Here is a 22,066-nt window from a genome sequence, read left to right as displayed (position 1 = left end):
TACATATCGGAATTATAAAATTAAAGGGGAACTGGGACTATTTCCTTCTTCCCGATCATGCCGGAGGGGATCATTTATGAAGAAAAGAAAAGCTTGGACGCTATCCGTGTCGGCGATTGTCGCCTGCTCGCTGCTTCTGTCCGCTTGCAGCGGCCAAGATGCGGCGGCGCCAACCGGAGGCGGCGATGCTAAAGGCACGGAAGCCGTAGGAACGCCTGGCGCGGGCCAGAACGGGGTAACCGGCATTAAGGACGGCTTGATACCGGCCGCCGACAAATCGAAAGTGCCGGAGGCCGCGAAGAAGCGTACCGATACGTTCGTCGTCTCGCTCACCGAGCCGGGCGGTATTTTCAACCCGTACTTTTATCAGAACGGCTATGACGGCAACGTCAACTCCGTCCTGTTCGCCCAGCTCGTGGATATCGACAAGAACGGCAAGCCGATTCCCGGGATGGCCGAGAAGTGGGAGCTGTCGGACGACCAGCTGACGTATACGTTCAAGCTGCGCGCGGGGCTTAAATTCAGCGATGGCTCGCCGCTGACGGCCGACGATGTTGCGTTCACGCTGACGCTGCTGCACGACCCTGCGTACGACGGGCAAACCGACATTGCCCAAGCCGCCGTCAAAGGGGGCAAGGACTACAAAGAGGGCAAAGCTGCGACGGTCGAAGGCATCCAGGTCGTCGATCCGCAGACGATCAAGATTACGACGGACAAGGTCAACGCGCAAGCTTTGTATCTGCTCGGCGGACAAGTGCTGTCCAAAGCGTACTACGGCAAAGACTACAAGCCCGGCAAGCTCGACTCGATCAAGCAACTGCACAGCAAGCCGCTCGAATCGGGCCCGTACAAGCTGGAGAAGTTCATTCCGGGACAGGAAGTCCGGTTCGTGGCCAACCCGAATTTTTATAAAGGCAAACCGGCCGTTGAGCATTTCATCTACAAAACGACGGAAGGCGACGCCACCCAGTTTTTCCAGACCGGCGAGACGGATTACTCCGGCTTTACGGGCAACCAGGATAACATGGAGCTGCTCCAGACACTTGGCTTTGCCAATATCGACGTCTATACGGCCAGCTCGTACTCGTACATCAAGTTCAACCACTCGAAGCCGTTCTTCAAAGACAAGCGGGTAAGACAGGCGTTCATCTACGGGCTGGACCGTCAAAAAATCGTCGACACCATTTACCAAGGCTACGGTCAGGTGGCGAATGTGCCGGTGTCCCCGATCTCCTGGGCCTATACGGAAGAAGGCGTCAATCCGTATCCGTTCGATCAGGAGAAAGCAAAGAAGCTGCTGGACGAAGCCGGCTGGAAGCCGGGCAAGGACGGCATCCGCGAGAAAGACGGCCAGCGTCTGACGGTCCGCTTCTTCGGCTCCAAAGGAAAAGTAACCGATATTTTGATCCCGATTGCCAAAGAAAACTACAAAGCGGTCGGCATCGATTTCCAGACCGAATTGATGGACTACAACGCCCTGCTGGCCAAATCGAAAAAAGGCGAGCACGATCTGGTTTCGTTCTCGACCGCGATTCTGATCGACCCGGACGACGGCGTGCAATCGTTCAACTCGAAATATAAAGGCAGCTTCACGGACACGAACGGTTACAGTAATCCGAAGGTCGACGAGTTGGTGGCCAAAGCGGTCGGCACGCTCGATATCGAGAAGCGGAAGCAGGCCTACAAGGAGCTGTACAAAGAGCTCAGCGACGACCCGCCGTATATTCTGCTGAACTACCGCAAAATTCTCGGCGCTTCGAACGGCCGGATCAAAGGGCTGGAGTTGAACGGCTTCAACAGCGTGAACGCCAGCCTGCCGACGGTCCAAATCGAGCCGTAACCGTGATTTTTACGCCCAGCCGGTCAAGGCTGGGCTCACTTTCTTGGGGGGACGATCATGAAATCGTATATCGTTCGCAGGCTGCTTTTGATGATCCCGATGCTGGTGGGGGCGTCGCTGCTTATTTTTGTCGTCTTCGCGATGACGCCGGGGGATTTTGTGGATACGAATCCGAAGCTGACGCCCGAGCGGGCGCAGGAGCTTCGGACCCTTTACGGGTTGGATAAGCCCGTGCTGGAACGCTATTTTATTTGGCTCGGTAACTTGCTAACGGGCAACCTCGGCTACTCGATGCAGTATCAGGAGCCGGTGTCGGATCTTCTGGGCAAGTTCATTTGGAACTCATTCATGATCGCGCTGGTGTCGATGATTTTGACGTGGACGATCGCGCTGGTCGTCGGCGTGTTCTCGGCCGTGAAGCAGTATTCCTGGTTCGACGGGCTCGTGACGCTGGGCGTGTTTGCGGCGATGTCGTTCCCGTCCTTCTTCCTCGGGCTCCTGATGATCAAAGTGTTCGCGGTGGATCTAGCCTGGTTTCCGGTCGGGGGCATCACAAATACGGGCAGCCAAACCGTAGGCTGGGCGCGCGTCTGGGAAGTGGCGCATCATATGATCTTGCCCGTGACGGTGTTGACGCTGCTCAGCGTCGGGTCGCTCACGCGGTATTTCCGCACGAACATGCTGGAGGTGATCCGACGGGATTTTATCCGGACCGCCCGGGCCAAAGGATTGAAGGAGCGGGTGGTGCTGTTCAAGCACGCGCTGCGCAATGCGCTGCTTCCGGCGATAACGCTGCTCGGCTTCGAGCTTCCGGGGCTGTTTGCAGGCGCGATCATTACCGAGAAAATCTTTCATTGGCCGGGCGCCGGCTACATTTATTTCGGGGCGCTCAGCGTGCGGGATTATCCCGTGCTGATGGGCTTCACCATGTTTCTCGCGCTGCTGACGGTAATCGGCAATTTGCTCGCGGATCTGCTCTACGGGGTGGCCGATCCCCGGATTCGGTTAAAGTAGGGGGACGTCATGATGATCGATGCAAAAAGAACGGCCGGTCCCGGATTGCCCGGCGCTGCGGCGCCCGCCCGGAAGACCGCAGCGGATTCGCCGTGGAGGCAAGCGGCGCGCCGGCTGCGCAAAAACAAGCTGGCCTTGTTCGGCCTAGCGTTTTTGGTGTTTATGATTTTGTTTTGCTTCCTCGGACCTTATTTGTCGCCTTACGCGAACGGTAAGGTCGACGTTGCCCGGCTCAACAAGCCGCCCAGCGCGCTGCATTGGCTCGGGACGGACGGTCTGGGTCGGGACGTGCTGACTCGGCTGATGCAGGCTGGGCGCATTTCACTGACCGTCGGCGTGGCCTCGGTCGTGTTGTCGGTGGCGGTCGGCTCGGTGCTCGGCGCGCTCGCCGGCTTTTACCGCGGGATCGTCGATCAAGTCATCATGCGTTTTGCCGACGTGCTGTTGACCATTCCGAGCCTTCCGCTGCTCATTATTATGGGGGCGGTCATGTCGGAGTGGAAGGTGCCGTCGGATTACCGGATTTATATCGTCATGCTGATGCTGAGCTTCCTGGGCTGGCCGGGCTTGGCGCGGCTTGTCCGCAGCGAGCTGCTGGTGCTGCGGGAGCAGGCATATATGCAGGCGGCGGAAGCGCTGGGGCTGCGGGACCGGCGCAAAATGTTCCGGCACCTGCTGCCGAACACCGTGCCGACCCTGATCGTGGTCGCTACGCTGCATGTCGCGGGCGCGATTATCAGCGAATCGACGCTCAGCTTCCTCGGACTGGGCGTCGTTCCGCCGACGCCGTCCTGGGGGAATATGCTCGATGCGGCGAACTCGCTCATCGATTTCCAGAAGCGGCCGTGGGTGTGGATTCCGCCGGGCGTGGCGATTTTGACCACCGTCATCGCCATCAACCTGCTCGGCGATGCGCTTCGGGACGCGCTCGATCCCCGAATGAAAGGAAGGTAAGCGGCATTGAACAAAACACTCGTCGAATTCAAACACGTACATACGTATTTTCATACGGAGTCCGGCGTCGTCAAGGCGGTCAACGATGTCAGCTTCCGCATTCGGGAAGGGGAGACGGTCGGCATCGTCGGCGAATCGGGCAGCGGCAAGAGCGTCACGGCGCTGTCGCTCATGCGGCTGGTCGCCGATAACGGGAAGATCGAAAGCGGAACCGTCGAGATGGACGGTCGCGACCTGCTCTCCCTGAAGCCCGAGGAGATGCGGAGACTTCGCGGCAGCGAGATCGCGATGGTGTTTCAGGAGCCGATGTCGTCCCTCAATCCGGTGCTGACGATCGGCGAGCAACTGATGGAGCCCCTGATGGAGCATCGGCTGCTCAGCCGCAAGGAAGCGAAGGCGGAAGTCCTATCGCTGATCGGAAAAGTCGGCATACCCGACGCACCGCGCGTGTTCGCCGCCTATCCCCACGAGCTGAGCGGCGGCATGCTGCAGCGGGTCATGATCGCTTCGGCACTCGCATGCAGTCCGAAGCTGCTCATCGCCGACGAGCCGACGACGGCGCTCGACGTGACGATCCAGGCGCAAATTCTCGATCTGCTCCGGCAGGTCAAGGAGCAGTACAACACGGCCATTCTGCTGATCACGCACGATCTGGGTGTCGTCGCCGAGACGGCGGATTACGTCGTCGTGATGTACGCGGGCAAAGTGATCGAGGAAGCGCCGGTGGTCGAGTTGTTCCGTCATGCGAAGCATCCGTACACGCAAGGCTTGCTGAAATCGAAGCCCGTCATCGGGGAGCGGAAGGACCGGCTGTACTCGATCCCCGGTCAGGTGCCGAACTTGATCGGCTTGGGGGACTCGTGCTATTTCAGCGACCGGTGCGAGCACTGCATGGACATCTGCCGTACGAAGCAACCGCCGATGCGGGCGCAAGGCGCGGAGCACCGGGTCGCCTGCTGGCTTTATGAGGAGGAATCGCGATGACGGACGCCCTGCTGAAGGTCCAAGAGCTCAAAACCTACTACCCGATCAAAGGCGGCGTCTTCGGCGGCCGCGTCGGCGACGTCAAAGCGGTGGATGGCGTCAGCTTCGCGATCCGGCGCGGCGAGACATTCGGACTCGTCGGCGAGTCCGGCAGCGGCAAGAGCACGATCGGCCGTACCGTGCTCCGGCTGACGGAGAAGACGGCGGGCGACGTCTATTTCAAAGGGACGGACCTGTACGGCCTGTCCCGCGACGAGCTGCGCAAGCTGCGGCCCTCGATGCAGCTCGTGTTCCAAGACCCGTTCAGCTCGCTGAATCCGCGGATGCGCGTCGGCGAGGCGATCGGCGAAGCGCTGATCGATCACGGGCTGGCGTCGAAGGCGGAGGCGAGGGAGCGCGTTCGGGAAGTGCTGGCCGTCTGCGGCCTGCTTCCCGATCACTACGACCGGTACCCGCACGAATTTTCCGGCGGCCAGCGGCAGCGGATCGGGATCGCCCGGGCGATCATCCTGAATCCGGACTTCGTCGTAGCCGACGAGCCGGTGTCCGCGCTGGACGTGTCGATTCAGGCGCAGATCGTCAACCTGTTCAGCGACCTGCAGGAGCGCAGCGGAGTGACGTATCTGTTCATCTCCCACGACCTTAGCGTCGTGGAGCATCTGTGCACGCAGATCGGCGTACTATATCTCGGCACGATGGTGGAGCAGGCGCCGCGGGATGAGCTGTTCGCCCGCCCGCTGCATCCTTACACGCAGGCGCTGCTGTCGGCGGTGCCGGTGCCCGACCCGACCGTACGGCGCGAGCGGATCGTGCTGAAGGGCGACATTCCGAGCCCCGCCAATCCGCCTTCGGGCTGCAAGTTTCATACGCGCTGCCCGCTGGCGCAGCCGGTCTGCCGCGAGCAGGAGCCGGATTACCGCGATGTCGGGGGCGGCCATTACGTGGCCTGCCACCTTGTATAGCATGAAGGCTGTCTGGAATGCACGCCAGGCAGCTTTTGTCATTCCCGCGTCATGGAATCGTTTGCCAACGCCCAATGCTCTTTTTCAAACAAAACCGTATACTAGACTTAATTCAACAGACGGTAGGAGCGGGTGAATTTGGTTCAGAAGAAAAATACGTTTCTCTTGTTCGTTTCTTTTGTCTTATTATGGATGGTGGCTTCGAACCTCTACGAACTTTATGAACGCCGTCAAGGAAACAACATGGAATTGGAAAGCATCGCAGGACATGCGCTTTATATGATTCTAAGCAATTACGATGAGATCGTCGGGAATCACAACGGGCCATTGACCATAGAATCCGTAGCCGGCATGAATCGCAGGCTTGCTGCGATCGAAGCTTATTCGGATACGATCGATCGTGCGACGCATACGAATCTGCTGAACCCGATCGCCAATAACATGCTGGAAATAACGGAAGGCTTACAGAGAAGCTATAAAGAACATAACGGGTTTACCGAAACCGACCGGGCAAACTATTCGGCATTGAAGAATGCCTCAACAGCGCTGATCCCTTTAATTTATAAAATTTACTATACTGCCGGATCGGAGGAGGGAGGAAAAGCTTCCTTAACGATAAAGCAATACGAAGGAATCGTGGAGCTTAACCGCAGCTTAAGCGAGCAGCTATCCGGCAGCTCCAGCCCACAGTGAATGTTCCTATCGCTATATCCGGTCGGCTGGCTCTTGTTAAAAGAACGGCACTGTCGGGTTCCCCGGTACTGGAGCCCGGTTATTTTTGGCCTGAAGCTAATTCGCTGTCTTTCCACTGGCGGCTGAGGTTTTTCGTAAGATTTTTGATCTGATTCGGCCCGCTCAGTTCATATAAATTTCCTTGCCGGTCGGCATACCCATGTCTGTTGGAGTAGTCGGCCAATTTTTCGTAGGAGCCGTCTGATTGAAGTCGGAAATAGCCTTGGGTGGCGGCGGACGGTTCGGTGACCGGGCTTGTCAGCCGGTACGCCTCGACGATCAGTGCGTGTTTATCGGCTTTGAGTACGCGCAGCTGCTCCGCCTTCAGCGTATCGTTCCACAAACGGGTATTCCCCTCGTTATCGATCCAAAGCACCTTGCCGATCGAGCCGCTGCTGCCGATAGGGTTGCCGGACTTCTGCGTTGTCGGAGCGTAGCTCCATAACCATATTCCACCCTCTGCGTTTTCCGTGCCTTGGATCGTTTTGTCAAAGGCTTGGATCTCAAAGGACTTGCCGTTCTTGACGAAGTAAGTGTGCGTATCAGGGTCCGCGATCGTCATGCTCGCTAGTGGCGCGCGCAAAGCCAGATTGAACACGGTGCCGCCATTATTCATTTTCACGACATGCTCGTCGTACTGCACATCGCTGATTCCGGGCCCGTACAGCGCCGTATGCTTCTCCGTGTGGGCTTTGACATCGAGAAGCTCGGCCCCTCCCCCATATAATTTATCCCCTTTTCGCTCGGTTTGTTTGGCGGTGTTTAGCTCCGGTGACGGATAAGCAAGCTGTCGAACCTTCGCCGCTTCCTCGTCATTCAATAGCTCAGGCACGCCTTGGAAATCTTTCGGGATCTTAACGATCCGATTACCGCCATTATATGTAGCGGCAGCATACAAGAAGGACGCGTCATCGTAAATCAGGCGGTCCCAAACCAGGCTCTGCTGTTGGGTGAAAATGGAGTAGCCGGTCCGGTCATCCCAAGAGGTTTTCCAGCCGAATCGGTTTACTGTGAACTCCCAAGTCATCGGGAAGTACGTCACATCACGGAACGTCAATAGAGGATAAGTCGCTGTCTCATTGCTGATCGTCTGACCGTCAATCGTCACGGGAAAAGGTGCGATTTGTGCCGTATACGATGCTTGGGTATTGGTTGGCCCGGCTTCCATGGACAGCTCGTTTTGCTTCGTGTTATGGGATTGGACGGACAGTCCGGTATCGGGACTCCAGGAAATCCCCAGCCCCAAACCTGCGCCGACATTCCAGGTTAACGGAAAATAAGTGACCCCGTTATAATTAATGAGCGGATACGCCAAATGGATATTGTCGATTTTTTTTCCGTCCACGTTCACGGCATAGGTCGGCAGCATGATCTTTACGCCTGCTGCCGCTTTGGCGGGTGAGGGGGTAAAGGGAAGCGCCATGCTTGCAGCGATTATAGAGGTTAAGATCCATCGTCCGTTTTTTTTCATTGCTGTACACACTCTCCCTCTGTAAAATGTTTCAACGACGGCTTTTGGGATCACACTCCCTCGTAGCCTTTTGGCTGTGCCGACAGCTTCGTATCCCGTTTCGGCCTTAATGAGGGCAAGGTCGCAAACGCAATCCCGGCAAAGACGAAGGCAATCCCTAGAAAATGGTACCAGTAAAACGACTCATGCAAAAACAACGCCGACATGATGATGGTGCTGAGGGGCATCAATGCGGTAAAAGCCGCCGACGAGCCCGCCGAAATTTTCGCCATCCCCTGGTTCAGCAATATCGTGGCGATGACTGTAATCACGACTCCCGTGTACAGCACAAGCAGCCAATCCGTCGAGCTCACCGCAGCAAAATCGAAGCTTGCCGCATTGTAGGCCGCAAACGGCAAAAAAAACGCCGAGCCGAGCAAGCTCGTCATCGTCGCGATGGCGATCGGGCTGACCTGCTTGGAGACAAGCTTGCCGAACGTCAAGAACACGCCTTCCCCGGCAACGGCCAACAGCACGAGCAGGTTTCCCCACAACGTATGCAAGCTCCAGGACGCATTGAACATGCCGCCGAAAATATTGATGGCGAGCGCTCCGAGGACGGCGCATACGATGCCTGCCGTTTGATTCCACCGCAGCCGCTCCCGGAAAAACAACAGCGAAATCAGTCCGACCATCACCGGGGTCATGCTTGTGATGATGCCGCTCTCCAGCGCCGTCGTGTAGGTTAGGCCGTACAGCATAAAGAAGCTGAACAGAAACACGCCGATAAACGATTGGAAAAATAAAACGACCCAATCTCTCTTCGTCAGGGCCGGAAAACGTCCTTCGCGAGCGAGCAGAAGCAGCGTCATAATGATGGCGCCGGTCAACAGCCGAAGCTCGGAGGCCAAAAACACGGGAAACATGCGGATAATGATTTTATTGACGATGACGAAGCTTCCGACGATCAGCATCGCCGCTGCGACTTGCAAATAAGGAACTGCAGATTTCATGACTTCTCGATACTCCTCCATAATTTGGTACTCATTGTATTATGGATCTTGAAGAGGACGTTGTAAAGAAGCAGCGTCGTTCGTCACAGCGATCCATGCCCGTCTGTCCTTTTGCCTGCTTGCCTTGTTTCCCGTATGGTCTTCCCACAACCAGCCCGCAAAAAAATCTTGCCTGCAATCCCTTTCATCGCATAAACTGGAATGATGCGGCTGCAAGAAAGGTAAAAGGAGGTTCGGAATTTTAATCATGAAATCGACAGACAAGCTATCTCAAAAAATAAAACAATTGCTCGTCATTTTGCTTCCCATCCTGGTGACGCAGCTTGCAATGTTTGCGATGAACTTCTTCGATACGTTCATGTCGGGGCATGTGAGCGCCAAGGATTTGGCGGGGGTGGCGATAGGCACCAGCATCTGGATTCCGATACAGACCGGACTCAGCGGCATCTTGTTTTCCGTTACGCCGATGGTCGCCCAACTGGTAGGGGCGGGCCGTAAAGAGGAAATTCCATTTAAGGTCGTGCAGGCGCTCTATTTGGCCGTCGCAGTATCGGCTGCGGTGCTATTGGCCGGAGCGTTCGCGCTGAATCCGATTTTGGAGAATATGAACTTGGAGGAGCCGGTGCGCCGAATTGCCCGCTTGTTCCTGATTTCGATTGCGTTCGGCATTTTGCCGCTGTTCTTATATACGGTACTGCGCTGCTTTATCGATGCTCTTGGCCACACGAAGGTGACAATGTTCATCACGCTGCTGTCGCTGCCGGTCAACGGGGGGCTGAACTATGTGCTGATCTACGGCAAAATGGGGCTGCCCGCATTGGGCGGCGCGGGAACCGGCGTCGCTTCGGCGATTACGTACTGGGTCATTTTTCTCGTAGCTTTGGCCGTGGCCGCCCGCATGCAGCCGTTCGCCGCGTTCGGCATTTTCCGCAAGCTGTACCGCGTGTCGGTGTCCGTCTGGAAAGAGCTGCTGAAGATGGGCGTGCCGATCGGCTTCGCCATTTTGTTCGAAACGAGTATTTTCGCCGCGGTCACGCTGCTGATGAGCAACTTCAACACGGTAACGATCGCGGCGCATCAAGCGGCGATCAACTTCGCCTCGTTCCTGTATATGATTCCGCTCAGCATCTCCTTGTCGCTGACGATACTGGTCGGCTTCGAAGCCGGGGCGGGACGGTACAAGGACGCCAGACAGTACGGCTATCTGGGCATCGGCCTTGCGGTCGGGATGTCGCTGCTCTGCGCGGTCGTGTTATGGCTGTTTAACGAGCAGGTGGCCGGAATTTACACAAGGGAGCCGGACGTGCTCGCTTTGACCCAGCATTTTCTGATCTATGCGATTTTTTTCCAGCTGTCGGATGCCATCGCCGCCCCGATTCAGGGAGCGCTGCGCGGCTACAAGGACGTGAATGTGACCTTCATCGTCGCCCTTGTTTCGTATTGGGTCGTCGGTTTGCCGGTCGGCTACGGGCTGGCGAATTATACCGATCTTGGCGCATACGGCTATTGGATCGGTCTAATATCCGGCCTGGCTCTGGGCGCGCTCGGCTTGTTCGCCCGGCTGGCGAGCGTTCAACGGAAGGCGCGGCTCGGACTTGCGGCTTTCGCCAAGTAACATCAATTGGAACGTGTATCTTAGAATAGGTGGAGGATCGCATGGAACGTAAACCGGTATTGCAGCGTCGGCTGAAGCTTTGGCATATTGTGGCGATGGGGGTCGGCTATATGGCCCCGATGGCCGTATTCGATACGTTCGGCATCGTATCCGAAGTGACGGCGGGGCATGTGCCGGCCGCGTATCTGCTTACGATTGCGGCGGTGCTGTTCACGGCGATGAGCTACGGCCACATGGTGAAGGTGTACCCGTCAGCGGGAAGCGCCTATACGTATACCCGGCAGACGCTTGGGCCGCACGCGGGCTTTATGGTCGGCTGGGTCTCGCTGCTCGACTATTTGTTTCTGCCGATGATGAACGCGCTGCTCACCGGGATTTATTTATCGTCGGCGTTCCCCGATGTGCCCCAGTGGGTATGGGTCGCCGGATTTGTGGTGCTGATTACGACGCTGTGCTTGTTTAACGTCAACGTCTCCGTCTCGGTGAATGCGCTGTTCGTGGCGTTTCAGTTTCTTGTCGTGGCGCTGTTCGTCGTGCTGGCCGCATACCGGCTGAGCGCGGGCGGAGAGGCACTCGTATCGGCGCAGCCGCTGCTGTCCGCGGATGCGAGCTGGGGAGCGCTGCTCACCGGAGCGTCGATCTTGTGCTTTGCCTTCCTCGGCTTCGATGCGGTGACGACCTTGTCCGAAGAAACGGTAGAGCCCCGCACGACGATTCCGAGAGGCATTCTATGGATTACGATGCTCGGCGGCGGACTGTTTTTCACCGCCTCGTATTTTGCGCAAAGGCTGTTCCCGGACGTGTCCGTATTGAACAACCCGGAAGGCGCGTCCGCCGAAATCGCGCTGGCGCTCGGCGGCGTCCTGTTTCAGGCCGTGTTCTTGGCCGCTGCGCTTACCTCCACGCTGGCCTCGGGACTCGTGTCGCAGCTCAGTGGATCGCGTCTTCTGTTCGCGATGGGGCGGGACCGGACGCTACCTGGTCCGGTGTTCGGGTACATCCACCGCTCGCTCGGCACGCCGGTGTTCAACATCCTGTTGATCGGCCTCATTTCGCTGACGGCGCTCGTGCTGGATCTGCTCGTCGCCACGTCGTTCGTCAACTTCGGCGCGCTGACGGCATTTACTTTTGTAAATTTATCCGTCATCATCCACTATATATTACGGGAAAAGCAGCGGTCCTGGTGGGCGCTCCTGCGCTACTTGCTGCTTCCGCTGGCCGGCATCGGCTTCGTCTTATTTTTCTGGACACATCTGGAGCGCAATTCCCTTATGCTCGGCGGCGCGTGGACGCTGCTTGGCCTGTTGTACCTGCTCTGGATGACGCGCGGCTTCCGCCGGGAGCCGGGAACGATTCGTTACGAAGCAGCCGAGGGCAGTGACTGATTCACGATTCAAGAAACAAAAAGAGCTTTTTCTCCACATTCCGGACGTGAATCACGGATTGTACTTTGGCCAGCTCCGGCTCTCCGGCTTCAATCGCCAGCAAAATATTTTCGTGTTCGTTGTAGACGACTTGCTTTTTCCGTTTCAAGCCGATGTTTTGCTTGAGCGTAATTTCGAGCGATTTGCGGTACAGCGAAGAAAGGCTTTCCATCATGCGGATCAGGATCGGATTGTTCGTCGCCGCAATAATCGAGCGGTGAAATTCAAAATCCGCTTCCTGCGCCGTCCCGCCCTCCGTGTTCAAATCGTCCTCCATTCGTTTCAACGCCTCGCGGATGCTCGCGAGCTGCTCCGGCGTCCGTCTGGCTGCGGCGAGAGCGGCGGCTTCCGGCTCCAAAATTTTGCGCATTTCAAACAAATGCCGGATGCTTTCGGCGTCGGCATATTGAATTTGAAAGTGCTGGAGCAGGGAAGAGGGGATGGCGTCTTCCACGTAGCTTCCGCCGCCCTGCTGCGAGGAGACGATCCCCATCGCCTGAAGCACGCTGAGGGCTTCCCGGACCGGCAGCCGGCTGACGCCAAAATGCGCAGCCAGCTCGGTTTCCGTGGGCAGCTTGGATCCCGCCGGAAACCGCCCTTCCTCAATCATCGCGAGCACGTCGCGCACAATTTTTTGCGAAATCTTCTCTTTTTTGGCCATATCGTTTCCTCATCCTTCTTACCCTACGGCATAGGGAATGGAATGCTTCGGTTCCGGAATGCGCTCGCTGATCGACTCTCCGATGGCAATCGATGCGGTAGCGGCCGGGGAGGGCGCGTTGAGAATATGGATGGAGCGCTCGTTCTGCACGATCAGAAAATCGTCGGCGAGCTTTCCGTCCTTCGTTAAGGCCTGCGCGCGCACGCCGTTCGCAGACGGGATCAAGTCGTCCTCCCGGATTTCCGGGATCAGCCGCTGGAGGCTGCGTACGAACACGGCTTTGCTAAACGAGCGGACGATTTCCTTCAAGCCTTCTCCCATGTTCTGCTTGGCGATTTTCCAGAATGCCGGGTACGTCATCACTTCCATAAAATCGCGGAGGTCAAAATCCGTCTTCCGGTAGCCTTCCCGCTTAAGGCTCAGCACGGCGTTCGGACCGGCGTGAACGTGGCCGTCGATCATCCGCGTAAAATGCACGCCCAGAAAAGGGAAATTCGGATTCGGCACGGGATAAATCAAGTGCTTGACCAGCCCATGCTTCTCCGGCTTCAATTCGTAATATTCTCCGCGAAAAGGAACGATCTTCATGCCGGTCGTCAAGCCCTGCATAGCCGCGATCCGGTCGCAGTGCAGCCCGGCGCAGTTGATCAGGTAATGCGTCCGGTAGGTTCCGTTATTACATTCGACCTCGATCCCTTCGCTTCCTTCCCGGATGCGCTGGGCCTCAGTATTCAAGAGGACGTCGCCGCCCCGCTGCCGAATGACGTCCGCGAACGCCACGGCCACTTTCTTATAATCGACGATACCGGCTGCATTGACGCGGATCGCCCGCAGACCGGCAGCGTGAGGCTCGATGGCGTGAAGCTGTTCGGCGTCGATCAGCTCCAGATCCAGCTTGTGCTGCAGGCCGCGTGCGTACAAGTTTTCCAGCAGCGGCAGCTCCTCCGCCTCCGTGGCTACAATCACTTTCCCGCACATATCGTAAGCGATCCCGTGCTGGTCGCAAAAGCGGCGCAGCGCATCCCCGCCTTCTTTGGAAAAACGCGCCTTCAGGCTGCCGGGCTTGTAATAAATGCCGGAGTGAATGACGCCGCTGTTATGCCCGGTTTGATGAAAGGCGAGCCGGTCCTCCTTTTCCATGACGAGAATTTTCGCCTGCGGATACCGGCGGGTGAGCGCATACCCTGTCGAAAGTCCGACAATGCCGCCGCCAATCACAATGTAGTCATACATATTTTTCCTCTCCTCTCGAGTCGTTCATTCCGATGTCCCTAAAAGTTGTTATACAAAAATAGATTTAAAATTAGCTATAGACAAAATGAAAACGCTTTTGTATGATGTGATTGTGAAATTTGTCATACACATATCGCTATCATACGCGATGGTTTGTCGAAAATGCAAGTGTTTTGTGGGAGATTTGTATAACAACTTAGGCGTGGTCTGTTGTTTTTGTTCAACAACTTAGAAGGTGGGGGGACATTATGAAAAAGTTTGGAATCGCGTATCAAATCTTCGCGGGGCTGGTGGCGGGAATTATCGTCGGCATCATTTTTTACAAAAACCCCGGGGTAGAGGCGTACTTGAAGCCGCTCGGCGATATTTTTCTCCGGCTGATCAAAATGATTGTCGTCCCGATCGTCATCTCCAGCATTGTCGTTGGCGTCGCAGGAATGGGGAATGCCAAGCGGCTCGGAACGCTCGGCTTCCGCACGATACTGTATTTTGAAATCGTCACGACGCTGGCGATCGTGGTCGGCTTGTTTTTCGCGAACTTTTTCCATCCCGGGGCCGGTGTCAACATGCAGGAGCTGTCGAAAGGGGATATCTCCAAATACGTCGAGACGACGAATCAAGTCGAGGCCAAAGGGCATTTCGATATGCTGATCAACATCGTCCCGACCAATATCGTCGACTCCATGGCGAAGGGCGATTTGCTGGCGATCATCTTTTTCTCGGTTATTTTCGGGCTAGGGCTGGCAGCGCTCGGGGAGAGAGGCGCACCGCTGGTCGCCATGTTCAAAATGGTGTCCGAAACGATGTTCAATGTCGTCGGATATGTGATGAAAGCGGCTCCATTCGGGGTGTTCGGGCTGATCGGGGTGACGGTGTCGAAATTCGGCGTGCAATCGCTGCTTCCTTTGGGCAAATTGATTCTCGTGACCTACGGCGCGATGGCTTTCTTTGTCGTCATTTGCTTCGGGGCGGTGGCCAAGCTGGTGAACATCAAGCTTTTCGCCCTGCTCAACCTGCTGAAGGACGAGCTGATCCTGACCTTTTCTACAGCCAGCTCGGAAACCGTGCTGCCCAAGCTGATGGAGAAGATGGAAAAATACGGCTGTCCGAAATCGATCGTTTCCTTCGTTATTCCGCTCGGCTATACGTTCAATCTGGACGGGTCCACCTTGTATCAGGCGCTTGCTTCCATCTTTATCGCTCAGCTTTACGGCATTCACATGTCGATTGGCGAGCAGCTCTCGCTGCTGCTTGTGCTGATGGTCACTTCGAAAGGCATCGCGGGGGTCGCCGGCTTGTCGTTTGTTGTGCTGCTGGCGACACTGAAATCGGTCGGGCTTCCGCTCGAAGGGCTGGCGTTCATCGCGGGCATCGATTTCCTGCTCAATATGGGACGAGCCACCGTCAACGTGATCGGCAATGCGCTGGCTACGATTGTGGTTTCGAAATGGGAGAAGCAGTTTAGTCCGCAAATGAGCGCCAAGCTGGTCCGGCAAAAAAGCGCGTAACGGCTGTCGCTTAAAAAAGGAGGATTGACCGCTAAGCTTCCCTAGCGGTGAATAAGTGGTGAATTGAGGTAATAGAGGTGTACGAGGGGGTGGGGTATCTACTTCCGGTCGCTCTTGTCTTCGGGAAATTTTGATTGAAGCCGCTTAACGGCGGGTATTTCCCGCAGACAAAGGCGAACGCTATCGCTCCTCCAGTAGACACCCCACCTCCGTAATTATCTCTATTTTTTATAATAATCACTTTCTCAATTCGCTGACCGCTAATCCGCTTTGGTCTCGGCGGTCAATTCTATTTTTACATAACGCTCTATTTATCCGCACATCTCAAGCCGCCGCGGATTCTTCGGGCTCGCCCGCTTTTTTGCGGAACGCGATGATAATGATCAGACACGGAATCAGGCAGAACAAGCCGCATAGGAAGAATGCGCCATTGGCCCCGTAATGATCGGCCGCAAAGCCGGTGAACAGGTTGCCGACCGGCGTCGAGCCGGCGAAGACGAGCGAATACACGCTCATGACCCGGGCCCGGTACTCGTCCTTGGAATGAATTTGCAGGGACGAGTTGCAGTTGGTGGCGAACAGAATGTTGCAGAAGCCCTGCAGCGCCAGCAGCAGGCCGAACATGTACACGGAGCCGGTCATCCCGTTCAACAGCAGGAAGACCGAAATGAGAATGCAGCAAGTAATGATCAAGGATAGCCGTGGGCCTTTTTTGCTGCGGAACGACATCGTCAGCGCCCCGATCAGGGACCCGACGCCGAGGCAGGACATCATCAGTCCGTACGTTTTCTCCTGCATATGCAGCACGTCTTTCGTGAAGACGGGAATGAGCACGCTGAAGTTATAGGCCATCGTGCCGACGACGGTCACGAGCAGCAGCGTGCGCGCCAACAGCCGGTCCTTGGAAATGTACACGATGCCGTCCTTGATCTCCTTGAGCAGCCCGGTGTCTTTTTTCTTCTCGCGGACGTAAGGCGTCGTACGGATTTGCAGCAGCCCGTAGATGACGGCCACGAAGCTGAGTCCGTTCAGCAGAAAGCACCACCCGGCCCCGAGGTAAGCCATCATACCGGCGCCGATTGCCGGCCCCACGATGCGGGCCAGATTGAAGGTCGTCGAATTGAGCGCGATCGCGTTCATAAGGTCTTCCTTGCCGACGATCTCGATATTGAACGCCTGCCGCGTCGGCATGTCGAACGTGTTCGTCAGCCCGAGCAGGAACGCGAGGACCAGAATGTACCCGTACTTGACGGTGTCCGTAAAAACAAGAGCGGACAGAATCAAGGCCAGCAGCATCGACACTGTCTGGGTTACGATCAGAATGTTTCGTTTCGGAAACTTATCGATAAGCGCTCCAGCAAATAGCGAAAAGCAGGTAATGGGCAAAAATTGGATCGTTCCTACCAGCCCGAGCAGCAGGGGCGAGCCCGTCAGCGTCAGCACGAGCCAGGATTGGCCGATGTTTTGCATCCAGGTGCCGATCAGGGAAACGCATTGTCCAAACCAAAAGTAACGGTAGTTTTTATGGGTCAGGGCGTGAAAGTTGTTATTGACGACCCTCATCCCCGCATGCCTCAGATTCACGAGCGTTCACCTGCCTCCAAATGTAAGTTCGCTGCTTAGGCTTTTGGCGTCTTGTCGTTTTCCTCGTTAAACCGGGCCGCATTGCCGCCCATCTTCTCCAGCAGCTCCAGGGCGAGCCGCTGCTCCTCCTCCGTCAAGCCGTCGGACAGGATGTGCCTCCAGTCGGTGAGCACCCCGCGCACCTCGTCCTTGATCCGCCAAGCCTTCTCCGTCAAGAAGACGCGGTAAGACCGCTTGTCCTCCTCCCGCACCTGCCGCAGCACATAGCCTTGCGCCTCGAGTTTTTTCAGCGCTTTGGCCGTCGTTCCTTTATCGATTTTCAAATAGCTCGACAGCTCCTCTTGACTGAGGCCGTCTTCTTTATACAGCGCGTTCAGAAAAATATGCTGGCCTTTGCCGATGCCATGCGCTTTGAGCCGCTCGCCGATGTACATTTGTCCGTAACGGTACAGGAGCGATACCCATCTTGTAATCGTATGGCGCTGATCGATCATCCGGCTTCCTCCCGCTTTCAAAAATAGTTGCACATGCCACTAATTACAGTATAGAAATAAGTTGCTGCGTTGACAAACCGGACATTCGCCGAATTTTCCCCTTTTCAGCGAGCAGGCCCCGAATTATCGAACCATTTAGCCGTCTTCCTTAGGGTCGTCCGGTTGGATAAAATATTTCCAGCCGGGGAAACATGTGTACAAAACCTGCATCATCGAGAGAGGATCTGCCGTGAACTTATTTTCCAAGCTATTTGCGAAGCGGTCCGGCTCTTCTCGGCAAGAGACTGGGATGCAGCAAGGGCCCGAAATGCGGACGGACGAGCTGTCGCTTAGTCTGGCGGACAACCTGGAGACGCTAACCGCGCTGTACGAAAATTGTGCGGATGTTATTTTTCATCACTTTCCCATCTACGGGCAGACGGACGCCGTCCTGATCTTCATCGAAGGCATGTGCGATTCGGGGATAATCGACGAGCATATTTTGGCTCCGCTCAAGCAGGAGACCGGGCAGCCGGAAACTCCTTTCATGAAGCGGATCGCGATATCCCATGCCCAGAAAATCAGTACGATAGCGGAGATCAATGATCATATCGTGAACGGCAATCCCGTCCTGCTTGTGGACGGAGAGAAGGAAGGCGTTTCACTGTGCGTAGCCAATTGGGAGAAAAGAAGCATCGACGAGCCCGTTGCCGAAGCTGTCGTCCGCGGTCCACGGCAGGGGTTTATCGAGACGTTAACCGTCAATACCACCTTGATCCGCCGTATCATTAAAACGCCCGCCCTTAAAATAAAATCGGTCAAGATCGGGCGTTATACGCAAACGAAGACCGCCATCGTGTATGTCGAAGGCTTGGCCGACGCTTCTTTGATCGATGAGATCGAGAAACGATTGCGACGCATCGACATCGACGGCATTCTGGACAGCTCCTACATCGAGGAGTTGATCGAGGACAATCCGCGGTCCGTGTTTCCGCAGCTTCTGTCGACCGAGCGTCCGGACGTCGTCTGTGCGAATTTGCTGGAGGGCCGGGCCGCCCTGTTAAGTGAGGGGAGTCCGTTTGCTTTAGTGATGCCGATTACGTTTTTCTCGCTGATGCAGTCGCCGGAAGACTATTACGAGCGTTTCTGGGCGGGAACCTTGATCCGCTGGCTCCGCTACCTCTTCCTGGCGATCGCGCTGATCATTCCGTCATCGTATGTAGCCATTTTGACCTTCCATCAGGAGATGATCCCGACGACACTGCTGCTGAGCGTCGCCAGATCGCGGGAAGAAATTCCGTTTCCGGCTCTGGTGGAAGCACTCCTGATGGAAGTATCGTTCGAGGCGCTGCGCGAAGCCGGAGTCCGCTTGCCGAAGCAGGTCGGCGCCGCCGTCAGCATCGTCGGCGCGCTGGTTATCGGCCAAGCGGCGATCGCCGCAGGGCTCGTTTCCGCCCCGATGGTCATGGTGGTGGCCATTACGGGCATCGCATCGTTTACGATTCCGCGGTACACACTGGGCATTTCGGTCCGGCTGCTCCGGTTTCCGCTTATGTTCCTTGCCGGCATGCTCGGGCTTCTCGGCTTGATGCTCGGAGTCATTTCGATTGTTGTCCATATGTGCGCGCTGCGCTCCTTCGGCGTGCCGTATCTGGAGCCGGTTGCCCCGATGAAGCGCGGTGTCTTCAAAGAAGTGTTGTTGCGGGCGCCGCTATGGACGCGCAACACGAGGCCGCATTTGACGGGCAGCTACAATCCGGTCCGGCAGTCTTCCGGACTGAAGCCGGGGCCGGACCAAGGGGAGAACAAGCATGATTGAACGCGGGAAAATATCCGCTTTTCAGATGGGACTCCTGATGTATGCAGCGATTTTGGCCACGGCCATTCTTATCGTGCCCTCTCTCACGATGGAGCGCGCGGGCCGCGACATGTGGCTCTCCCCGGTCTGGGGCCTTTTTCTCGGACTTGCGCTGATCTTAACGACGCACCGCTTGCATACGATGAACCCGGGCCGGACGCTGATTGCCATCGGCGAGCGGGTACTCGGCCGGCTGCTTGGCAAGCTGTTCGGCTTTCTGTTTTTTTTCGCTTATTTGCACGACCTCGGTTTTGTAACCCGGGAATATGGCGAATTTGTCGTAGGGAGCTTTTTGCCCCGGACGCCGATCATCTTCGTGATCGGCTGTATGTTAGCCGTGTGCGCTTATGCCGTCCGTGGCGGCTTGGAGGTCATCGCTCGATGCGCCCAGCTGTTTATTCCGTTTTTCGTCTTTTTTCTGCTGCTGTTTATCGCTTTGCTAATTCCGGATTTTGACCCGAAGCATATGCTTCCCATGCTGGAAAACGGCATCAAGCCTTCCATAAAAGGCTCGCTCGTGCTTCAGAGCTGGTTTGCCGATTTTTTCATCCTTTCCTTTCTATTGCCTTTCGTGGCTGATCGCCCGAAGAGCCTGCGCTGGGGACTGCTGTCGCTTCTCGCCGTCACGGGTACGATGGTCGTCACCAATATTGCGGTCTTGCTGCTGTTCGGGGATATTACTGTCGGTTTTACTTATCCGCTGATGATTGCGACCCGCTATATCGCGCTGGCGGATTTCCTCGAGCATTTGGAAGCTTTCCTGATGGCGATTTGGCTGCTGGGAATGTTCGTCAAAATTTGCATTTACTACTACCTGTTGGTCCACATTGCTGCGGAATGGCTAGGTCTTTCCGATTATCGTCTGATCGTGCCGCCGCTCGGACTGCTGGTAACGGTATTCAGCGTTTGGGTCACGCCCAATTTGCAGGTCATGGCTCATTTCTTCGCGACGAGCGGGGCGATCTATTTGTGGGTGATTAAGGGGGCCCTGCCGATGCTGCTGCTGGTCGTGGCTCTTGTACGGCAAAAAGCGGGAGGGTAACCGCCGAACGAATTTGCGCTAAAAAGGAGGGAGGGCAATCCCATGGTACCGGGAGTCGGTTGGAAGAGGCTCAGGCTTGTGATGACGGCATCGGCTGCGCTGCTGCTCTTGCTGCTGCCCGGCTGCTGGGATCGGAAGGAGGTCAACGATCTGGCGATTATTATGGCCGCCGGTTTGGACAAGGCCGAGGGCCGGCTCGTCAAGCTGTCGGTTCAGCTCTTCGTTCCGCGAGGGGGCGGAGGGCAGGATAGCGGAGGCTCCGGGGGAGGCGGCAAGACGCCTACCAGCGGACAAACGATTCTTCGTTCGGCAACCGGCTATACGCTGGCTGATGCGATGACCAAGCTGCAGGAGAAGCTGTCGCGGCGCATATTTTGGGGACATGGCGAGGTTTTCGTTTTTGGCGAAGCGCTGGCGAGGGAGGGCATTCGCGAGAACATCGATTTTATCATGCGGGACCCGGGTCCGCGGGAGCGGGCGGAGATGTTCATATGCAAAGGGCGTGCGCAGGACATTTTAACTCTGTTGCCCCCGCTTGAGCGAAGCTCGGCCGAGTCGCTTAGGGAAATGGCGAGGTCCCAGACCGGACTTAAGGTCACGGTCAAAGATTTTGCGGAAATGCTCGTTAGCGATGCCGGAGCGGCAGCCCTGCCCTGGATCGAAGCTTTGCCGGCGCAGCCCGGAAGCGATCCGAAACGGACGGATGCGTACATTAACGGCTCGGTCATACTGAAGAAGGACCGGATGGTCGGCTTCATTGACGACCGGATGACCCGGGGACTGCTCTGGCTCCGCGACGAGGTGGAGGCGGCCACCGTTACCCTTGCCCCCAAGGAAGGAAAGGGGCTCATCTCGTTCAAAATTTTGGACAGCCGGACAAAGCTGCTTCCCCTTATTGAAGGGGACCGATGGAGTGTCACCGTACGGATTCAAACGGAGGATGACGTCATCCAAAACACGACAAACATAAACCTGGTGGACCCGAAAGTGACGGAAAGCTTGGAAAAGCAGCTGTCCGCGGAAATCGAGAAGCGTATCCGCATGGCGCTGGTCCATCCGCAAAAGGAGCTGCACGCGGATATATTCAACTTCGCAGAAGCGTTTCACCGCCGTTATCCGCAGCTCTGGAAAAAAGAAAAGCACCGCTGGGAGGAACGTTTTCCGCAAGTCGAGGTACGAATCGAATCGAGGGCGCGTATTGTCCGCACCGGCATGGCTACGGTCCAGGCAAGCCGGCCCAAAAACGAGGTGAAACCGAAATGAAATGGGGAGCTGCCGTAGCAGTGACTTTCGTCGTCTTGTTCATGATCGGATACGAAAGGCCTAAATTCCGGCAATATTCCAAACGGGAAAAGCTGGCTTTCGCCATGCTTGCGGCGCTTGGCTGGATGTTGACCCTGCTGCTTGTTCTTTTCCCGGATCTGCCGGGGCCGACGCAGCTTGTCGACTTCCTTTTCGGGCCGCTCGGCAAGCTGCTGGAGTGACCGGGAGCAGGCATGGGGCGCGCGCCGGAACGAAAAGGGATATATTTATATTAATTAACAAAAAAACTAAAAAAGTAATATTTTATTTAAAAAGTAATTTACAACCATGTCCTCGTGGTGTATATTATGTTTCAAGAACTCCTCAATCGAAAATGTTAATTAAGAGACTCGACAATAGGCAGACGAATTGATAGGAACTCCCCTCGTCGCTTTTTTTTAAATCTCAAATGGAAGC

Annotated in this window: 19 protein-coding genes; 13 read left to right on the top strand and 6 right to left on the bottom strand. The window is 56.2% G+C overall.

The window, feature by feature from the left end; genetic code table 11:
* The first annotated feature begins 76 nt into the window (after positions 1 to 76).
* The 6 genes from QMG93_RS10790 to QMG93_RS10765 all read left to right on the top strand — a co-directional run bounded on the left by QMG93_RS10790 (position 77) and on the right by QMG93_RS10765 (position 6,447).
* Positions 77 to 1,840: an ABC transporter substrate-binding protein gene (locus QMG93_RS10790; protein ID WP_281936195.1), complete on the top strand. Its 1,764-nt coding sequence runs from the start codon at positions 77 to 79 to the stop codon at positions 1,838 to 1,840.
* Between the two features lie 57 nt (positions 1,841 to 1,897).
* A complete protein-coding gene (locus QMG93_RS10785) occupies positions 1,898 to 2,854 on the top strand; it encodes an ABC transporter permease (RefSeq protein WP_216792579.1) in 957 nt (318 codons plus the stop codon).
* A 9-nt stretch (positions 2,855 to 2,863) separates the two neighbouring features.
* A complete protein-coding gene (gene opp4C, locus QMG93_RS10780; protein WP_413789281.1) occupies positions 2,864 to 3,808 on the top strand; it encodes an oligopeptide ABC transporter permease in 945 nt (314 codons plus the stop codon).
* A gap of 6 nt (positions 3,809 to 3,814) precedes the next feature.
* Positions 3,815 to 4,792 (top strand): ABC transporter ATP-binding protein, encoded by a 978-nt coding sequence (locus tag QMG93_RS10775; RefSeq protein WP_108530172.1) that lies wholly within the window; start codon positions 3,815 to 3,817, stop codon positions 4,790 to 4,792.
* The gene (locus QMG93_RS10770) at positions 4,789 to 5,754 is read left to right on the top strand and encodes an ABC transporter ATP-binding protein (protein WP_281936191.1); all 966 of its coding nucleotides are present in this window, start codon (positions 4,789 to 4,791) and stop codon (positions 5,752 to 5,754) included. The genes QMG93_RS10775 and QMG93_RS10770 overlap by 4 nt, the downstream gene beginning before the upstream one ends.
* A gap of 138 nt (positions 5,755 to 5,892) precedes the next feature.
* A complete protein-coding gene (locus QMG93_RS10765) occupies positions 5,893 to 6,447 on the top strand; it encodes a hypothetical protein (protein ID WP_281936189.1) in 555 nt (184 codons plus the stop codon).
* A 79-nt stretch (positions 6,448 to 6,526) separates the two neighbouring features.
* Here the strand turns inward: QMG93_RS10765 and QMG93_RS10760 are convergent, their stop codons facing one another.
* Both QMG93_RS10760 and QMG93_RS10755 read right to left on the bottom strand, forming a co-directional pair.
* Positions 6,527 to 7,957, bottom strand: a complete 1,431-nt coding sequence (locus tag QMG93_RS10760) for a hypothetical protein (RefSeq protein WP_281936187.1) — start codon at positions 7,955 to 7,957, stop codon at positions 6,527 to 6,529.
* A 50-nt stretch (positions 7,958 to 8,007) separates the two neighbouring features.
* Positions 8,008 to 8,949 (bottom strand): DMT family transporter, encoded by a 942-nt coding sequence (locus tag QMG93_RS10755; RefSeq protein ID WP_281936185.1) that lies wholly within the window; start codon positions 8,947 to 8,949, stop codon positions 8,008 to 8,010.
* A gap of 247 nt (positions 8,950 to 9,196) precedes the next feature.
* Between QMG93_RS10755 and QMG93_RS10750 the strand changes: the two genes are divergently transcribed.
* Together QMG93_RS10750 and QMG93_RS10745 are read left to right on the top strand one after the other, a co-directional pair.
* On the top strand, positions 9,197 to 10,564 hold the full coding sequence (locus QMG93_RS10750; RefSeq protein ID WP_281936183.1) for an MATE family efflux transporter: 1,368 nt from the start codon (positions 9,197 to 9,199) through the stop codon (positions 10,562 to 10,564).
* A gap of 41 nt (positions 10,565 to 10,605) precedes the next feature.
* Positions 10,606 to 11,949: an APC family permease gene (locus QMG93_RS10745; RefSeq protein ID WP_281936181.1), complete on the top strand. Its 1,344-nt coding sequence runs from the start codon at positions 10,606 to 10,608 to the stop codon at positions 11,947 to 11,949.
* Between the two features lies 1 nt (position 11,950).
* Here QMG93_RS10745 and QMG93_RS10740 read toward each other — a convergent pair whose 3' ends face one another.
* Both QMG93_RS10740 and lhgO read right to left on the bottom strand, forming a co-directional pair.
* The gene (locus tag QMG93_RS10740; RefSeq protein ID WP_281936179.1) at positions 11,951 to 12,649 is read right to left on the bottom strand and encodes a FadR/GntR family transcriptional regulator; all 699 of its coding nucleotides are present in this window, start codon (positions 12,647 to 12,649) and stop codon (positions 11,951 to 11,953) included.
* 18 nt (positions 12,650 to 12,667) lie between these two features.
* Positions 12,668 to 13,882, bottom strand: coding sequence for an L-2-hydroxyglutarate oxidase (lhgO, locus tag QMG93_RS10735; RefSeq protein WP_281936177.1), 1,215 nt, complete (start codon positions 13,880 to 13,882; stop codon positions 12,668 to 12,670).
* Positions 13,883 to 14,130: 248 nt separating this feature from the next.
* Here lhgO and QMG93_RS10730 point away from each other — a divergent pair, with 248 nt between their 5' ends.
* Positions 14,131 to 15,390 carry a cation:dicarboxylate symporter family transporter gene (locus QMG93_RS10730; RefSeq protein ID WP_281936174.1) on the top strand — a complete coding sequence of 420 codons (1,260 nt, stop codon included), beginning with the start codon at positions 14,131 to 14,133 and terminating at the stop codon, positions 15,388 to 15,390.
* A gap of 324 nt (positions 15,391 to 15,714) precedes the next feature.
* On the opposite strand, the gene QMG93_RS10725 is transcribed toward QMG93_RS10730, so the two are convergent.
* Entirely contained in the window at positions 15,715 to 16,974 is a 1,260-nt protein-coding gene (locus QMG93_RS10725) for an MFS transporter (RefSeq protein ID WP_281936172.1), read from the bottom strand.
* 35 nt (positions 16,975 to 17,009) lie between these two features.
* Positions 17,010 to 17,468, bottom strand: coding sequence for a MarR family winged helix-turn-helix transcriptional regulator (locus tag QMG93_RS10720; protein WP_281936169.1), 459 nt, complete (start codon positions 17,466 to 17,468; stop codon positions 17,010 to 17,012).
* 289 nt (positions 17,469 to 17,757) lie between these two features.
* Here QMG93_RS10720 and QMG93_RS10715 point away from each other — a divergent pair, with 289 nt between their 5' ends.
* From QMG93_RS10715 to QMG93_RS10700, 4 genes are read left to right on the top strand one after another with little or no spacing between them, the layout of a single operon-like run.
* Positions 17,758 to 19,266, top strand: a complete 1,509-nt coding sequence (locus QMG93_RS10715) for a spore germination protein (RefSeq protein WP_281936380.1) — start codon at positions 17,758 to 17,760, stop codon at positions 19,264 to 19,266.
* Entirely contained in the window at positions 19,259 to 20,347 is a 1,089-nt protein-coding gene (locus QMG93_RS10710; protein ID WP_281936167.1) for a GerAB/ArcD/ProY family transporter, read from the top strand. Before QMG93_RS10715 ends, QMG93_RS10710 begins: the two co-directional genes overlap by 8 nt.
* A gap of 42 nt (positions 20,348 to 20,389) precedes the next feature.
* Positions 20,390 to 21,610: a Ger(x)C family spore germination protein gene (locus tag QMG93_RS10705; protein ID WP_281936165.1), complete on the top strand. Its 1,221-nt coding sequence runs from the start codon at positions 20,390 to 20,392 to the stop codon at positions 21,608 to 21,610.
* Positions 21,607 to 21,831, top strand: a complete 225-nt coding sequence (locus QMG93_RS10700; protein WP_281936163.1) for a hypothetical protein — start codon at positions 21,607 to 21,609, stop codon at positions 21,829 to 21,831. Before QMG93_RS10705 ends, QMG93_RS10700 begins: the two co-directional genes overlap by 4 nt.
* The last annotated feature ends 235 nt before the right edge of the window (positions 21,832 to 22,066 follow it).

The sequence above is a fragment of the Paenibacillus tyrphae genome, from assembly GCF_027925525.1.
Classification (GTDB): domain Bacteria; phylum Bacillota; class Bacilli; order Paenibacillales; family NBRC-103111; genus Paenibacillus_G; species Paenibacillus_G tyrfis_B.
The sequence above is the reverse complement of the archived record's forward strand: the minus strand, read 5'-3'. Positions and strand labels throughout refer to the sequence as shown.

Coding starts and splice junctions, on each gene's coding strand:
- QMG93_RS10790 (WP_281936195.1), top strand. CDS start 77: ATGAAGAAAAGAAAAGCTTGGACGCTATCCGTGTCGGCGATTGTCGCC.
- QMG93_RS10785 (WP_216792579.1), top strand. CDS start 1,898: ATGAAATCGTATATCGTTCGCAGGCTGCTTTTGATGATCCCGATGCTG.
- opp4C (WP_413789281.1), top strand. CDS start 2,864: ATGATGATCGATGCAAAAAGAACGGCCGGTCCCGGATTGCCCGGCGCT.
- QMG93_RS10770 (WP_281936191.1), top strand. CDS start 4,789: ATGACGGACGCCCTGCTGAAGGTCCAAGAGCTCAAAACCTACTACCCG.
- QMG93_RS10760 (WP_281936187.1), bottom strand. CDS start 7,957: ATGAAAAAAAACGGACGATGGATCTTAACCTCTATAATCGCTGCAAGC.
- QMG93_RS10755 (WP_281936185.1), bottom strand. CDS start 8,949: ATGAAATCTGCAGTTCCTTATTTGCAAGTCGCAGCGGCGATGCTGATC.
- QMG93_RS10750 (WP_281936183.1), top strand. CDS start 9,197: ATGAAATCGACAGACAAGCTATCTCAAAAAATAAAACAATTGCTCGTC.
- QMG93_RS10745 (WP_281936181.1), top strand. CDS start 10,606: ATGGAACGTAAACCGGTATTGCAGCGTCGGCTGAAGCTTTGGCATATT.
- QMG93_RS10740 (WP_281936179.1), bottom strand. CDS start 12,649: ATGGCCAAAAAAGAGAAGATTTCGCAAAAAATTGTGCGCGACGTGCTC.
- lhgO (WP_281936177.1), bottom strand. CDS start 13,882: ATGTATGACTACATTGTGATTGGCGGCGGCATTGTCGGACTTTCGACA.
- QMG93_RS10730 (WP_281936174.1), top strand. CDS start 14,131: ATGAAAAAGTTTGGAATCGCGTATCAAATCTTCGCGGGGCTGGTGGCG.
- QMG93_RS10720 (WP_281936169.1), bottom strand. CDS start 17,468: ATGATCGATCAGCGCCATACGATTACAAGATGGGTATCGCTCCTGTAC.
- QMG93_RS10715 (WP_281936380.1), top strand. CDS start 17,758: ATGCAGCAAGGGCCCGAAATGCGGACGGACGAGCTGTCGCTTAGTCTG.
- QMG93_RS10710 (WP_281936167.1), top strand. CDS start 19,259: ATGATTGAACGCGGGAAAATATCCGCTTTTCAGATGGGACTCCTGATG.
- QMG93_RS10705 (WP_281936165.1), top strand. CDS start 20,390: ATGGTACCGGGAGTCGGTTGGAAGAGGCTCAGGCTTGTGATGACGGCA.
- QMG93_RS10700 (WP_281936163.1), top strand. CDS start 21,607: ATGAAATGGGGAGCTGCCGTAGCAGTGACTTTCGTCGTCTTGTTCATG.